14 protein-coding genes, 1 tRNA gene and 1 pseudogene are annotated in these 15,294 nt (G+C 37.7%); 8 read left to right on the top strand and 8 right to left on the bottom strand.

Going from position 1 to position 15,294, the window contains the following annotated elements; translation table 11 throughout:
- Positions 1–10 precede the first annotated feature (10 nt).
- Positions 11–1,303: a flagellar protein export ATPase FliI gene (gene fliI, locus A3854_RS06550; protein ID WP_374057405.1), complete on the top strand. Its 1,293-nt coding sequence runs from the start codon at positions 11–13 to the stop codon at positions 1,301–1,303.
- A gap of 603 nt (positions 1,304–1,906) precedes the next feature.
- Here fliI and A3854_RS06545 read toward each other — a convergent pair.
- From A3854_RS06545 to A3854_RS06525, 5 genes are read right to left on the bottom strand one after another with little or no spacing between them, the layout of a single operon-like run.
- Positions 1,907–3,640 (bottom strand): ATP-binding protein, encoded by a 1,734-nt coding sequence (locus tag A3854_RS06545; protein ID WP_084041810.1) that lies wholly within the window; start codon positions 3,638–3,640, stop codon positions 1,907–1,909.
- On the bottom strand, positions 3,640–5,316 hold the full coding sequence (locus A3854_RS06540) for a fatty acid--CoA ligase (protein WP_084041809.1): 1,677 nt from the start codon (positions 5,314–5,316) through the stop codon (positions 3,640–3,642). The genes A3854_RS06545 and A3854_RS06540 overlap by 1 nt, the downstream gene beginning before the upstream one ends.
- Positions 5,317–5,328: 12 nt before the next feature.
- Complete coding sequence (locus A3854_RS06535; RefSeq protein ID WP_084041808.1) at positions 5,329–6,561, bottom strand: OmpP1/FadL family transporter; 1,233 nt, start codon at positions 6,559–6,561, stop codon at positions 5,329–5,331.
- A complete protein-coding gene (nfo, locus tag A3854_RS06530; protein WP_084041807.1) occupies positions 6,558–7,409 on the bottom strand; it encodes a deoxyribonuclease IV in 852 nt (283 codons plus the stop codon). The genes A3854_RS06535 and nfo overlap by 4 nt, the downstream gene beginning before the upstream one ends.
- Complete coding sequence (locus A3854_RS06525) at positions 7,406–7,876, bottom strand: hypothetical protein (RefSeq protein WP_084041806.1); 471 nt, start codon at positions 7,874–7,876, stop codon at positions 7,406–7,408. The genes nfo and A3854_RS06525 overlap by 4 nt, the downstream gene beginning before the upstream one ends.
- A 68-nt stretch (positions 7,877–7,944) precedes the next feature.
- Here A3854_RS06525 and A3854_RS06520 point away from each other — a divergent pair.
- A tRNA-Glu gene (locus tag A3854_RS06520) sits at positions 7,945–8,019 on the top strand.
- Positions 8,020–8,102: 83 nt separating this feature from the next.
- Here the strand turns inward: A3854_RS06520 and A3854_RS06515 are convergent.
- Positions 8,103–8,664, bottom strand: a pseudogene (locus tag A3854_RS06515) (manganese efflux pump MntP).
- 108 nt (positions 8,665–8,772) lie between these two features.
- Between A3854_RS06515 and A3854_RS06510 the strand changes: the two are divergent.
- A complete protein-coding gene (locus A3854_RS06510) occupies positions 8,773–9,522 on the top strand; it encodes a DUF4197 domain-containing protein (RefSeq protein WP_021088817.1) in 750 nt (249 codons plus the stop codon).
- Entirely contained in the window at positions 9,519–10,400 is an 882-nt protein-coding gene (locus A3854_RS06505; RefSeq protein ID WP_084041805.1) for a DMT family transporter, read from the top strand. Before A3854_RS06510 ends, A3854_RS06505 begins: the two co-directional genes overlap by 4 nt.
- On the opposite strand, the gene A3854_RS06500 is transcribed toward A3854_RS06505, so the two are convergent.
- Complete coding sequence (locus A3854_RS06500; RefSeq protein ID WP_084041804.1) at positions 10,397–11,122, bottom strand: class I SAM-dependent methyltransferase; 726 nt, start codon at positions 11,120–11,122, stop codon at positions 10,397–10,399. The genes A3854_RS06505 and A3854_RS06500 overlap by 4 nt on opposite strands.
- 46 nt (positions 11,123–11,168) lie before the next feature.
- On the opposite strand from A3854_RS06500, the gene A3854_RS06495 reads away from it, so the two are divergent.
- Positions 11,169–11,561: an acyl-CoA thioesterase gene (locus A3854_RS06495; RefSeq protein WP_021090236.1), complete on the top strand. Its 393-nt coding sequence runs from the start codon at positions 11,169–11,171 to the stop codon at positions 11,559–11,561.
- Here the strand turns inward: A3854_RS06495 and A3854_RS06490 are convergent.
- A complete protein-coding gene (locus A3854_RS06490) occupies positions 11,552–11,911 on the bottom strand; it encodes a Fur family transcriptional regulator (RefSeq protein WP_084041848.1) in 360 nt (119 codons plus the stop codon). The genes A3854_RS06495 and A3854_RS06490 overlap by 10 nt on opposite strands.
- A gap of 146 nt (positions 11,912–12,057) precedes the next feature.
- On the opposite strand from A3854_RS06490, the gene A3854_RS06485 reads away from it, so the two are divergent.
- Genes A3854_RS06485 through A3854_RS06475 form a run of 3 tightly spaced genes read left to right on the top strand, consistent with a single transcriptional unit; the run spans position 12,058 to position 15,293 of the window.
- A complete protein-coding gene (locus A3854_RS06485) occupies positions 12,058–13,002 on the top strand; it encodes a metal ABC transporter solute-binding protein, Zn/Mn family (RefSeq protein ID WP_084041803.1) in 945 nt (314 codons plus the stop codon).
- Between the two features lie 3 nt (positions 13,003–13,005).
- Complete coding sequence (locus A3854_RS06480) at positions 13,006–14,511, top strand: nickel/cobalt transporter (protein ID WP_084041802.1); 1,506 nt, start codon at positions 13,006–13,008, stop codon at positions 14,509–14,511.
- Positions 14,508–15,293, top strand: coding sequence for a metal ABC transporter ATP-binding protein (locus A3854_RS06475; protein WP_084041801.1), 786 nt, complete (start codon positions 14,508–14,510; stop codon positions 15,291–15,293). Before A3854_RS06480 ends, A3854_RS06475 begins: the two co-directional genes overlap by 4 nt.
- The last annotated feature ends 1 nt before the right edge of the window (position 15,294 follow it).

Below are 15,294 nucleotides of genomic sequence, written 5' to 3'. Positions count from 1 at the left end.
CTTAGAGCATATAAATTTAAAGCTTAAAGAGGGTGTGAAACTCTCAAACACCTTTGGTATCATAACCAAAATCACAGCTACGACTATCGAGATCACTGGACTTCGTCCAAGCATTGGTGACATCGTGCGAATAGTCGCAAAAGACAAGAGCAAAAATGGCCTTGGAATGGTCACACAAATAAAGACAGATGGCGCTTATATCAGCCCATTTGGCTTTGTCGAGGGCTTTAGGATAGGTGACTTTGTCTATGAGAGTGATCAAGGCATGAGCATACCAGTGGGGCCAAATTTACTAGGGCGCGTGGTCGATCCATTTATGAAGCCCATTGACGGCAAAGGAGCGATTGAGACGACTGAATATATGCCGATCATGAGAGCACCGATAGATGCGATGAAGAGAGGGCTTATAAACGAGCCTTTTAGCGTTGGTATAAAGACGATAGATGGGCTGCTTACTTGTGGTAAGGGGCAAAAGCTGGGAATTTTTGCAGGCTCAGGCGTGGGCAAATCAACTCTTATGGGCATGATCGTAAAAAATACGCTAGCACCAATAAAAGTAGTCGCACTAATAGGCGAGCGTGGCCGTGAGGTACCTGAATTTATTGAAAAAAACCTGGGTGGTGACCTGGAGGGTACGGTCATCATCGTAGCGACCAGTGATGATAGCTCGCTCATGCGAAAATACGGCGCATTTTGCGCAATGAGCGTGGCTGAGTACTTCAAACAGCAGGGTAACGACGTGCTTTTTATTATGGATAGCGTCACACGTTTTGCGATGGCACAGCGTGAGATCGGCCTCGCACTTGGCGAGCCACCTACATCAAAAGGCTATCCGCCAAGCTCACTCACACTTTTACCTCAGCTAATGGAGCGTGCTGGCAAGGAGGAGGGCAAGGGCAGTATCACGGCATTTTTCACCGTGCTAGTCGAGGGCGATGATATGAGCGACCCGATAGCTGACCAAAGCCGCTCTATCCTAGACGGACACATCGTGCTAAGCCGCGAGTTAACGGACTTTGGCATATATCCACCTATCAACATCCAAAACTCGGCCTCGCGTGTCATGGGCGATGTGATCAGCAAAGAGCATAAGCTAAATGCGATGAAATTTAAGCGTCTTTACTCGCTTTTAAAAGAAAACGAAGTCTTGCTTCGTATCGGTGCTTATCAAAAGGGTAGCGACAAGGAGCTTGATCTTGCGATCTCAAAAAAAGAATTTATGGAAAATTTCTTGAAACAAAGCTCAGAAGAAGCCTTTTCCCTTGAAGAGGTCGAAGAGCTGCTCGATAAGATCAATCAGTAAATTTCTAAAAATTTATAAGCATTTTTATAAAATTTGGATACTAAAAATATAATCAATTTTTTATACTAATTGTTAAAGTTATCACGCATTACTTCTTTACTTCGGATGTAAAAATCGCACTCAAAGACCTATAAATTTCTATTTTCTCATCTCTTTTTTGATTTCAAAAAGCGCTGCTACAAATATCATGAAAGAGAATTTAAAATTTATGAGGCTTTTTATTTTAGACTTCGTGAGACGGCTATTTTTGTATTACACAAAATGACAAGATTTTAATAAAACTTTTTTAAAGCACCAAACGTGCAAATATACATTCCAAGCAGCGGTCATGGAGTGGATAAACTCCAAAAATTTAGGATTTTTTAACAAAAACTACTTGTTTAGCAAAGACCATGTTACAATTTTAAGGCAAGTAAGCGGGCCAAATTTATACTAAGTAATTATATGCTGATGCCTGTCTTGCTATAAATTTTGGTGGCAGTCATAGCGCAAATTTAATTATAAAATCAAAATTTTACGTTTAGTCCAGTAATCCCTAGCACTTTAGACTTTACCTCTTGGCAAAAGCGTATAGCCACACGAGATAGTAAAATTTGGAAGAGATTAAGAGCCAAATCCCATCTTTTTATCCTCGCCAAAGCTTGAGTTTAGCTCGCGCTCTATCGTCGTTTTAAAGTCCTCAAAGGTAAAAATCCCATCATCTTTTATCGCCACTTTCAAAGCGGTATTTTTTAGTGCAAGGACGATCTGCGCGCCACTTAGGTTAAACTCAGCCAGCCTTTCTACGCTAAAGCCATCTTCAAAGCTTGCATTTTCGGGCAAAATTTTACGCCAAATGGCAAGCCTGCCGTTATAATCAGGCTTTTTAAACTCGATCTTGTAGTCAAATCTCCTAGAAAACGCCACATCAAGGCTTTGTAAGAAATTTGTCGTGGCGATCAGCACACCCTCAAAGCGCTCGATCTGCTCTAAAAAGATATTTTGCATTTGATTATGCATCTTCTCAGCCCCGCTCGAGCTCTCCACTCTCGTGCTTAAAAACTGATCGGCCTCGTTTAGCAAGAGCACCGGCTCGCTGCCACTTTTTTTGCAAATTTCTTTGTAAGTATCAAAAATTTTCCTTACATTTTGCTCGCTCTCGCCGACATATTTGCTTAAAATTTTTGAGCAGTCAAAGCTTAGAATTTGCTTCTTTAGGCTCTTTGCAAGCCCAACGGCGCTCATCGTCTTGCCAGTGCCAGGCTCGCCATAAAAGATGATCTTAGCGTCTATGTTTTTTCTAGTTTTTATCCCCCAGCTGCTAAGTCTGGCGAGCACTTTTTTATCGACTTGCTTTAGTATCGTGCTTAAAAGCTGCTTTGTCTTTTCGTTTAGCACGACGTCTTCTAGGCTCGTTACTGGTTCTATTAGCTCAAAAATTTCTTGCTCTTTTACCAGGCTTTCGATCTTGATTTTTTTGCTATTTTTGTCATTTTTTGGGTGCATTATGCTTTGCAAGATCTCTTCATTTATAAAAAAGCTCTTGCTTACATTGCCGTAAGCGTTTAAAACCTCGTCATAATCGATCAGTGCACCTTCAATGAGCCTTGAGCCGTCCTCTAAAAGCGTGCGATTTTTGATGCGTTCAAGCTCGTCTTTGCTTATTAGCCCAACTAGCGTGTTTAGATCTCGTCCGTTTTCAAAATCGCCCGCGTACTCCTCTTTTAAAAGGGCTAAAAATATGATCTGCTCTTTTTCATCAAGTGAGTTTTCTTTAAAAATTTGCTCTATTTTTAGGCTAATCTTGCTTAGTTTGACGCGCTCGTTGATTCGCTTTGTAAGTTCAGAAATTTGTTCATTTATGCGCTTTTTTGCATCACTTGAGCCATCGCCAAAAATGGCAGCCTTTGAGTAAAGCTCCACCTTTAAAAACTGATCTTTTAAATACTCCAAATGATCCTCATATGGCGTAAGCTCTGGTAAATTTATATCAGCGTTGCCATCTTCAAGAATTTTTAAAAATGTGGCTGATAGAGAAATTTCAGAATGAAGCAACGAAAGAAGCCCTTGAGCTGAAGCCCTTTGTGTACTCTCAGGTATTTTAAAAAGACTATAATTTTGTACAATCCAACCACTATCAAGCAAATTTTTTATAAATTTTAGATACAAAAGCTGCTTATCATTTTGCGTGCCAAAGACTGCTCCAAGTAGCTCAAAAACACTCATATTAGCTGTTCCTTGCACATAAGCTTTACTTAGATATTTTAAAATTTCTCCCTCTTCGTCGCCGCACTTTATCAGCTCGTAAATTTTGCTTTTTTTGAGATCCTGGTTTAAAAAATCAAGCAAGTATTTCACTAAAATTTATCCTTCATCTGCTCTATTTGCTCTTTTAATACACGCTTTAGCACCTTACCAGTGGCATTTCTAGGCAACTCTTCGGCAAAATAGATACTCTTTGGTATCTTGAAATTTGCTAAATTTTTCTTCAAATGCTCTCTTGCTGTTTTTTCATCAAGATCCATGCCATCTTTTACCTGAATAAACGCCACAACCTCTTCATCAGCATGTACGTCTTTTACGCCAATTACCGCTGTTGCTTCGACTGCTTCAAGTTTGTAAATAACCTCTTCGATCTCACGTGGATAGATGTTAATGCCCTTTGATATGATGAGGTCTTTTTTACGATCAACGATATAGATAAAGCCCTCTTCATCGACCTTGCCAAGATCTCCGGTCTTTAACCAGCCGTTTATTATGGTCTCATCAGTGATGCTTGGCATACCATAGTAGCCTTGCATGACGCAGTCGCCCTTTATGATGATCTCACCGATCTGGCCAACTGGAAGCTCCATCATCTCATCATTTACTATCTTCACCTCATATCCATCAAGCACAGGCCCTACACTTAACAGCTTTTGTTTATCATATAAATTTGCAGCTACGACTGGCGAGCATTCGCTAAGGCCATATCCCTCGACAAGTGTTGCACGTGGAAATTTCACCCTAAAGTCATCTATAGTCTGCTTTGCAAGCGGAGCTGCACCACTTACAAATAATCTAATGCGGTTAAACCATCTAAAATACCAAGGAATTTTTGCCTTACCGATAGCTGTATAGATGGCTGGGATTCCTAAAAATACAGTTACACGCTTTAACAAGGTTTGTTTTAACACATTTGAAAATGGAAATACTGATTTTACAAGAACCATCGAAGCGCTCGCAAATATCGGAAGCAACACCATTGCAGTTAGCGTAAAACTATGAAACATCGGCAAAAAGACTATGAAACGATCACTTTTTTTTACTATGAAACGATCATGAGCTCCAATTAAATTTGAAAAGATATTTTTATAGCTTATCATCGCACCCTTTGGCTTACCCGTAGTACCTGAAGTGTAAATTATATGCATTAAATCATCTATTACCGGATACTTTGTGATACTAAGAGCATATTTGTGATTTAGAGTTTCTGTAAAATTTATGTTTTTAACGAGCCCATTATTTTCATAGCCCTTGCTCATATCCTCTTTTGAAATTTGAGGTGTTGAAGTAAGATACGCGCTCTCGCCATACTCTTCGTCAGTGTCTATATATTCATCCTTTGAGGCACTTTGAAGTTTCTTTGGTATTGCTCCGATCCAGATTATCTTTCTTAAAATTTCAAGCTCATTTAATGCGATTAACTCTTTTGCAAGCGAGCTAGACGCAAAAAGCACCTTTGCGCCGCAATCATTTATGATATATTCAAACTCATTTGCTTTTAAAAAAGTATTCATAGGCACTGCGATACCGCCTATTGCGGTTATCGCAAGGTATGAGATGATAAATTCTTTCGAGTTTGTAACCGCCATAGCTACTTTATCACCAAATTTTACTCCAGCAAGTTGCAAATAAGCTGCCACTTTATCGACATTTTGCTTTAATTCGCGATATTTTAGCTTCTCTTTTTCTTCAAAAAGAACTACTTGATTTGGATTTTCCTTTGCTACTTTGGTTAAAATTTCATAAAAATTATTATAAGAGTATCGCATTCTTGACCCTAACTAAAATGTATATTTAAAAGTCGTACCAAGGATTTGGATCGTACCAGTATCAAATTCCCCTGACATTTTTGTAGCAATACTGTTGGTAATACCTGTCGCACGCTTCTTATCACGGTGTTGATAAACATATCCAAGTGCCATTTCAAGATTTGGTGTAAATTTATAATTTACTCCAAAAGAATACACCTTAGATGTAGTATTTGGAAGCTCTAATCCAGTATGCTTACTGCTTGTAATGTCTTCATCATAGGCAAAGCCAGCCATTAGCCTAAATTTTTCATTTACGTCGTAGGCAAGACCTAGTCTATATGTATTTGTATCTTTTGCATTTTTAATGACTGGATCATCCATGAATCTTGCAAAAGCTTGATTCGAGTGAGCAGGACCTTTATCCATGTATTCAAAGTCATAGCCTTTAAATTTAGACCAATACGTCCTCTCAAAAGCTAGCAAAAGGGTAAAATCGCTAAATTTATATCCAGTTGCAAGTACAAGCTGTGCAGGAAGTGGGATCTCGACTTTTGTTTTGCCATGATAGCTTATAGGAGATAGCGCTCCGTTAAAATCAGCATCTGTATGGCCTTTAAGTTCTAAATTTACATTTGAGCGGTAAGTAACGGCAAAGCTTAAATCCTCAATAGGCCTATAAGTAAGCGCGACATTATAGCCATAGCCCATACCATCGCCTTTTATCTCTCTGTAGCCTATTCGTCCAAAGTCACTTGCTATCTTACCTTTGGTGTAAACACCTCTAGCACCAAGAGCAACGGCGAGCTTATCGTTTATGCGGTAAGCTACGGTTGGATTTAACTCAACAACTTGCAGTTTAAACCTTTTAGCGGTAAATGCGGTAGCTGGATCTTCCCATGATACACCAACAGCAGCAGGAACGGCAAGAGCTAAACCAAATTTCCAGTTTTCATAAATTTCCGGCGTTACAAAACTAAATGTACCAGCTAGTGAGTCAAATTTTTCTGACTTGTAGCTTTTACCACTATCACTTTTAAACTCAAGCTTATTTATATGAAACCAGCCGAGGGTACTTTCTATGTGATGGCGTCCATCTAAAAACATCATATTTGCTGGGTTAAAATACGCCGCATCAGCTCCAAAACTAAAGGCCACGTTACTAGCAGCAAGGCCTAAAGAATCAGCGCTTTGCTCAGGAACTTTATAACCTCCAGCATTTAGCAAAGTAGATGCCATAATAATGCTTAATAGCACTTTTTTCATAGTTTTTCCTTTTCGAAATTTCTTAAAATTTTTATCTCGTCTTCCCAAATACTCTCGTCAATCGTCTCTAATATTAAAGGAATTTCGCCTATTTTATCATCATTTATTATATTTTTAAAAGCACTAAATCCAAGCTCGCCCTTGCCAAGACTCTCGTGTCTATCTTTTTTCGAGCCAAGCCCAAATTTTGCATCATTTAAATGCATGCCGGATAAAAATTTATAGCCAATGATCGCATCAAATTCCTCCATAGTTTTAGCGTAGGCCTCTTTGCTTCTTAGATCATATCCAGCAGCAAATGCGTGACAGGTATCAAAGCAAACACCAACTCTGTTCTCATCGTCTACTCGCTCTATCAAATAAGCGATCTGCTTAAAACTAAAGCCTAAATTTGAGCCTTGCGCAGCTGTATTTTCGATGACTAGCTTTACACCGCTTGTGCGCTTAAGTGCTGTGTTCATGCAGCTTGCGATATTATCTAAACACTCTTTTTCGCTTATTTGTTTTAGGTGCGAGCCTGCATGAAAATTTAAAAGCTCTAGCCCAAGCTTACTAGCGCGATCTATCTCATCCACAAAGGCCTCAAGCGACTTTGCTCTTGCCTCCTCATCTGGATGGCCTAAATTTATCAAGTAGCTACTGTGTGGCAAAACATGCTTTGTGCTTATGCCAGAAATTTTTAGATTTTCTTTAAACTGCTCTATTTCGCTAGCACTTAGCTCTTTTGCATTCCACTGGCGTTGATTTTTTGTAAAAAGCGCAAAGGCATTTGCTCCTATTTTTGCAGCATTTAATGGAGCGTTAAACACGCCCCCAGCAGCACTTACGTGAGCTCCGATGTATCTCATTTTAACTCTTTTATTATCACTCTTATTTTATTTTTGCTATCTATAAATTTGACGTAGTTGTCGCAAACCTCGTATTTTATAAAATATGAACTTAGATCTTGTCTAAAGCCACACTCCGTATTTATCAAGCCTTTGCCATCATAAATCTTTTCTTTTTGCAAAATTTCCTCAAAAAGGCTCTCATAGTGCGGAGCTAGAAAAAATTTCTCATTAAACTCAGTCTTGTTAAAACAAGCGCTATTTATACAAATTTTATCTCTTATGTTTATATTTGCGGTATTTACGCCAGAACTATAAATTTGCAAATTTAGCTCATTTTTATATTTATGGAAAAATCCAACATCATTTATCTTGATCATCGGAGAAAATAAAGTAACTTGAAAAGCTTGTGAATTTTGCGGTGTTTTGGTAGCTACACAACCTGTAAAAATAAAAACAGATAACAAAGTAAATAAAAAATTTTTCAAAAATTTTTCCTTATTAATCTAAAATTAAGTATAAAAGAAATATAATCCCAACTTCATAACCGACATGTGGCCCATTCGTCTAGCGGTTAGGACATCGCCCTTTCACGGCGGTAACACGAGTTCGAGTCTCGTATGGGTCACCACTTCTAAAAATCAAAATCTTATCCATATAAGCTTTAAAATATAGTTAATCTTAAATATTATTTTTAATTGTTATTTTAAATTTTTATTGAACCGCGCCGCTTCCAATTAAATGCGTTATTAAAATTTTAAAACCTAGAAAAATTAATATCGCTCCTCCCAAAAAGAGCGCCTTTTTTTTCTAAAATTTCACCCATAAATTTACCTATATAAAAAGCAATCAAACTTAATGCAAAGCAGACTATACCGATGATGAGCGAGCTTTGAAAGATATTTATCTCTTCAAAGCTAAGTGTGACGCCAACGGCAAGAGCATCCACACTAGTAGCAAACGTCCCATACAAAATGGTCTTAAATCCTATCTTAAGATACTCACACTCCTCTTTGCTACAGGCCTCTTTAAACATTCTAAAACCAAGAAAACAAAGTATAAAAAATGCTATGAAGTGATCGATAGAGCTTATAAATTTAGCAAAGCTAATGCCTAGAAAATAGCCAAGAAGCGGCATGAGAAACTGAAAAAAGCCAAGCATAAAAGCGATAAATAAAATTTTGCCAAGAGCAAGGCTTTTATACCTTGCGCCGTTTGCCATATTTAGAGCTGCGCTATCCATGCTAAGAGCGAAGCTAAGAAGTAAAAGCTGCATAAATTCCCTTTAAAAAAGAGCGAATTTTAGTGCAAAAATATTAAATTTATTTTAAGCGTTTAGATATTTTTTGTATGATTTTGCTTTAAATTTAAAAAAGGAGAGAAGATGAAAAGATCTCTTGTTATTCTTTGTGGCGCGCTTGCTTTAAATCTGCAAGCCGCAAGCATGGATGATATGATAAACAAAGGTGTCAAAATCGCCACTCACGCATCAAGTGGCGACTATAAAAGCCTAGTTAGCGAGGCACTAAATGCCGCTGTGAGCGAGCTTTCAAAAGAGGGCTTTATAAACAATGCCACAGCCAAAATCCCACTCCCAAAAAGCCTTGAAATGGCGTCAAATTTAGCCAAAAAAGTGGGCGGCGAGAAGTGGGCGCAGGACCTTAGCAAGTCGATAAACAACGCCGCAACCACGGCCGTGCCAAAGGCTGCTGAAATTTTTAGCGAGAGCATAAAAAATATGAGCGAGGCTGACGTCAAAAAGCTCTTTAACGGCGGCAGCGACAGCGTTACGAAGTATTTAGAGAAAAGCTCCAGTCAAAAGCTAAAGGCGGCATTTACGCCGATAATTGAGAAAATGATGAGTGATAATAGCTTTGCGACTGCCTATAATGGGCTAAATTCTTTCATCGGCGGCTCAGTAAAAAACAACGAAACGATAAAATCAGTAAAGAGCCTAGCTAAAAATTTAGGCGCAAGCGAGTATGTGCCAGATGATGGCGAGGATCTAAACGCCTATATCACGAGAAAGACGCTAGATGGGCTATTTAACGTGATGAGCGAGAAGGAAAAGGGGCTAAGAAGCGGCTTTAGCCTAGATAGCGGCAAAAAGGTGCTAGACTCGATCTTTAAATGAGAAATTTAAGCGCTCAAAACAAAGCCGACATCGCTCTTATCGTAGTTGCTATCGTTTGGGGCGCTACGTTTTTACCCATGTCAAACGCGCTAAAGACAAATGGCGTCTTTGTCATGCTCTTTTGTAGATTTTTTATTTCCGCTGTCTTTATGGGACTTATAGCATTTAAATTTTCTAAAATTTTTGATAAAAGAAGTGTAGTTTATGGCATTATCCTTGGCGTAGTTCTATTTGGCTCGTTTGTTGCTCAAACTTACGCTCTAAAGCTTACTTTTAGCTCAAGTGTTGCTTTTATTACAGGGCTTGAGTGTGTGATTGTGCCTTTTATGACAGCACTCATTTTTAAAAATAAAATAACCATTTTTGCTATTTTTGGCGCACTTGTTGCCATTTTTGGGCTTTGGCTTTTAAGTGGAGCCACTCTTGCTTTAGGAGCTGGCGAGGCATTTGCCCTACTTTGTGCCATATTTTACGCACTTTATACAAGCTTAAATGGCCACTTTGTAAGAAAATGCGAGCTTTATTTGCTTGTATTTGTGGTATTTCTCACTGTATCTTTACTCTCATTTGTCTTTGCGTTTATTGAAGGTAGTGTGGTGCCAAATTACGATAGGGAATTTTTTATAGCAATTTTTATAACTGCATTTATTGGTACCATTTTTTGCTACTTTGTACAAACCATCGCTCAAAGATATACAACAGCCAGCAAAGCAGCTTTATTTTTCTGTCTTGAGCCAGTTTCTGCTGGCTTTATCGGCTATTTTTTCGCTGGTGAAAAGCTAACACTCATACAAATTTTTGGCGCGATCTTAATAATCTTTGGAGTTATTTTTAGCGAATTTGGTAAAAAATTTTTCTCCAGATCAAAACTAGCTTAAAAGACAAAAAGCTTCATCTGCGACTCTATCTTTTCATCTATAAACTCGCCATCAAATCTCTCTTTTAACATCGCTAAAACCGCCTTTTCATCGTAGTTTTTAGCTCCGTTTATCTCAAGGTGCCAGCAGATATTCTCAGCAGCTTCCTGCATGCTTCGTCTAGCGATCCTTGTTTCGTTTAAAATTTCACTCTTATAAGCGATCCCTTGCTCATTTAGCCACGCTTCAAGTCTATTTACAACATTTTTTTGAGAGAGAGTGCGTCCAAATTTTTCAAAAAATGGCTCAATCAAATCAGAGCTTCTAGGCTTATCCCAGCCAAGGTAGAGTTTTTGCTTTGCGATGCTATGAAATTTAGCGAAATCTTCATCGCTAGCAATCGCTGGACTCATCGTGCAAATTGCAAGATCAAAGTGCTTTGCGGGCTTAAATTCTCTCCAAGAGCAAACCTCACTAGTTAAATTTGTCACCCCAAATCTTTTAGCATCTTCATTTAAAATTTCTATCATATTTTTTGAGCTATCGATACCTGTTATATTTTTTGCAGTTTTTGATAAAAATATCGTCCAAACACCGGTACCACAACCTATATCAAGAATTTCTTTACCGCTAAAATCAACTCCCCAAGCTAAGGCTTTAGCAAAAATTTGTTGCTGGATAGCACTTACTTTGCCATCAAACCTTTGATAATTTGACGCCTTTTTATCCCATAAATTTTGCATTTTAGCTCCTTATTTTTGGTTATAATTCTAGCAAAAAAGGCTAGAAATGAAAGATTTTATCTACAAAGTAATAATCCCGCCACAAGCCATTGATATGCACGGACATATGAATAATGTCTATTATTTTACTCTTATGCAAGAGGCTGCATTCGCACACTCTGCCGCGGTTGGCGATACGGTCGAGGCGCAGTATAAAAGGGGTGAAATTTGGCTCATTAGAAAAAATGAAGCCAAATATATAAAAAGCGTAAAATTGATGGATGAGATAGAAATTCACACTTACACACAAGCTGAAGGCAAGGCGACTTCTTGTAGATATTTTGAGTTTAAAAAAGATGACGAGCTAATAGCAACTGGTAAGACCGAGTTTGTTTATGTTGATCTAAAAACAAATCGCCCAAAAGCTATTCCAGCTGAGATCATCGCTCTTTACTCGTGATCACACTCATCACAAACGCCTTTTATCACGGCGCTTTTTATATTTTTAGCGACGTTTAGATGAGGCATATCGATGTTTGTGACTTTATGACAGATATCGCAGATAAAGTACGCTTTTGCTTCATTTGCTAGTTCGTAGTAGCTTTTATGATTATTTTCGGTTTTTATGACAAGGCCCTTTTTTTCAAAAATTTCTATGCTTCTATAAAAAGTAGTTTTATTTGCATTAAGGCTTTCTAAAATTTCATCATAACTTAATGGAGTTTTGGCATTTTGCAAAATTTCAACGAGCTTTATGCGAAAAGCAGTTGCCTTGATACTATGCTCTTCTAAGAAATTTCTTGCATTCATCTTTGCCCTTTTTATTTTTTGTATATTAACGCTAAAAGTTTTAAATTTCATTTAAAAAGCACTATATTTAGGCTTTCGTTCTTTAAGTTGCAACCAAGTTGCAATCTGCTAAACTTCCGCAATATTTTTCAAACAAAGGAGAGATGGTGAGAAAGATTTTTGTTTTTTTAGCAGTTTGCGCTTTGTCACTTTTTGCAAAGCCAGTTGTTACGACTAGTATATTGCCTACAAAATTTTTTGTTGAGCAGATCGCTGGTGATACACTAAGCGTAAATACAATGGTTGGCAAAGGTGCTGATCCGCACACTTATGAGCCAAAGCCAAAACAGATGAAGGAGCTTGAAAAGAGCGAGCTTTACTTTGCTATAGGCATTGAGTTTGAAGATACTTGGCTAGAGCGTTTTTCAAAATCTTTTAAAAATTTACACATTGTAAAAACACAAGAAGGTATCGAAAAGATCGCTATGAACGATGAACACGAGCATCATGAACACCATGAACACCATGAACATCACGAGCATAAGCATGAGGGCGAGCATAAACATGAGCATCACGAGCACCATGACCATGACCACGAAGCTGGCGAACATCATCACCATCATCATGACGGCCTTGATCCACACATTTGGCTTGATCCAGTTTTAGTAAAAACTCAAGCTGATAATATAGCTAAGGCGCTAATAGAGAAATTCCCGCAAAATGCAAAGCTCTATGAGGAAAATTTAGCTAAATTTAAAGCTAGTCTTGACGAGCTTGATGGCTTTATCAAAAATACTCTAAAAGATGTGAAAACTCGCGAATTTATCGTATATCACCCATCTTGGGGATATTTTGCAAAACGCTATAACTTAGAGCAAATTGCCATCGAGATAGAGGGCAAAGAGCCAAAGCCAGCTGAGCTAAAAGAGCTCATCGAAGAGGCTAAAGAGCACGGTGTAAAGGTTATTTTCGTGGCTCCGCAGTTTCCAACAAAGGCTGCAAATTTAGTAGCAAAAGAGACTGGCTCAAAGGTCATAAGCATTGATCAGCTCCCAGAAAATTGGCTAAATGAGATGAAAAAAACAGCAGAAATTTTTGCTAAGAGTCTATAAAAAATGTTAGCACGCCTGATTGTCATTTGCTTCTTTGCTATAAATGCCTTCGGGTGTGCTCTTTGCTCGCTTTATAGCCCGACCGCTCACGTGAGCGTTAAATTTGACTCAAACGAAAACAATATCACTATAATTGCTTTTTCATGGACATTTTCACAAAATTTCTCAGAGCTTATGAGGCAAAATTTTGACCTAAATCAGGATGAAAAGATAGATGAAAGCGAGATCAAAAAGATCCGCTTAAATTTACTTGATTATCTTGTGCCAAGGCACTATTTAACGAATATTGAGTACTTTTACAAAGATGAAAATGCTACAAAGCTTGAGCTAAATTTAAAAAAGTATAAACTCTATTTTGATGAGGGCAGATTAAAATTCGATGTTAGTTTTAAGACAAATTTGCTTATCAAAGATGGCTTTGTGGTGTCTGTCGAAATGGACGATAAAGAGGGATATTTTAATTTTAAATTTACACAAAATAACGCATTTTTGGTATCAGATCAGTTTTGGACGATACCAAATCCAAATGCAAATTTAATATTTTTTACATTTTCAAGTAAGGCTGCAGCCAAGGCTCATAACGAAAAACCTGCATTAAAAGAGCTTCTAAAAGAGCCAAACTCAGTAAATTTTGAAGATGAAAATTTAAGCCAGATCGATAAAATCGATGAAGCTAAGTTTGATCTTGTTTCAAAAACAAGTCTAAGCATGCTTGATAGATTAAAGCAAATTCTAAGAAATTTTGATCAAAAAAGTCCGCTAACTCTGCTATTTTTAGCGCTCATATCATTTGGTTATGGCTTTTTGCACGCTGCATCTGCGGGACATGGCAAGGTGCTTACAAGCTCCTATTTTGCCGCAACTGGTGGAAGCTACGCCAAAGCCTTTTTCTTCTCTTTAAAGATCGGATTTTTACATGTTGTGGGTGCTTTTATCTTTGTGCTTGCTAGTTTTATGATATTGCGTGAGATCAGTAGCGATCTGACAAAAGATACAGCAAGCGTTACGACAGCATTTTCTGGCATTATTATTTTTTTTGTAGCGATTTTTATGCTTTATAAAAAGGTCAAAATTTATCTTTCAAGCAAAAAAGAGTTAAATAAATTTTATATTTTTAGCTCAAGTTTAAGCCAAAATTTGAGTAAAAATACAAAATTTACTAGCGACTGTGGCTGTAATATCTGCATTACAAAAAAACCAAAAAGCAAAGAAGAATGGCTGGTTGCGGCTGCTGCGGCACTTATTCCTTGTCCCGGCACGATACTTGTCTTTGTGCTAGCAAATGAGCTAGGCAGCTACATTGCAGGCATTATAAGCGGCCTATTTATGGCGCTTGGCATGAGCGCAGTGATATTTTTAGCGGCTATTTTTGGAGCCAAGATAAATGAGAGCACAAACATTAAGTTAAAAAAGTTTAAAATCTATGCCGAATTTATGGCTCTTAGCGTTATGCTTTGGCTTGGACTTTTTATTTTTACTACGACATTTACGCAAAAGAGTCTGTTTTGAAAGAAATTATAAAAATTAAAAATTTAAACTTTAGCTACGATAAGCAAGTGGTTTTAGAAGGTATCAATTTAGATTATAGTAGCGATGAGTTTTTAGCCATCATCGGTCCAAATGGTGGTGGCAAAAGCACACTTTTAAAGCTTATCTTAGGGCTACTTAAACCTCAAAGTGGCGAGATAAAGCTCTTTGGAAAAGAGCCAAGTGAAGTCAGTAAATTTATAGGTTATGTGCCTCAAAATTTTCTCTCAAATCAAAGCTTTCCAATGATGGTTTTAGAAGTAGTTTTAATGGGGCTAATAGACAAAAAAATTTTTGGTTTTTACTCGCGAGGTGAGAAACAAATGGCTCTTGCTGCCCTTGAGAAAGTTGGCATGAAAGAATTTGCAAGCGCTAGAATTGGTGAGCTAAGCGGTGGTCAAAGACAGCGTGTATATATCGCAAGAGCGCTTTGTGCAAATGCAAAAGTTCTCGTTTTAGACGAACCAACAGCTAGTATCGACACAAAGGGCCAGGCTGAAATTTATGAAATTTTAAAAAATATAAATGCAAGTGGTGTTGGCGTAGTTTTAGTAAGTCACGATCTAAATATCGTGCTAAATTATGCTACAAAAATCGCCTACGTGAGTAAAAATTTACATATTCATAAAACTCATGAAGATACTGCAAAAAGAGAATTTATAGAGCATTTAGCAAAATCTCATAGCCATTTTTGCGATGTCGAGATCGCACTTGGCGAATGTGAGTGCAAAATCAAAAGTAATGTTTTTAAGCTAAAGAGATAAA

It is taken from the genome of Campylobacter concisus (genome assembly GCF_002092845.1).
Classification (GTDB): Bacteria; Campylobacterota; Campylobacteria; order Campylobacterales; family Campylobacteraceae; genus Campylobacter_A; species Campylobacter_A concisus_AQ.
The sequence above is the reverse complement of the archived record's forward strand: the minus strand, read 5'-3'. Positions and strand labels throughout refer to the sequence as shown.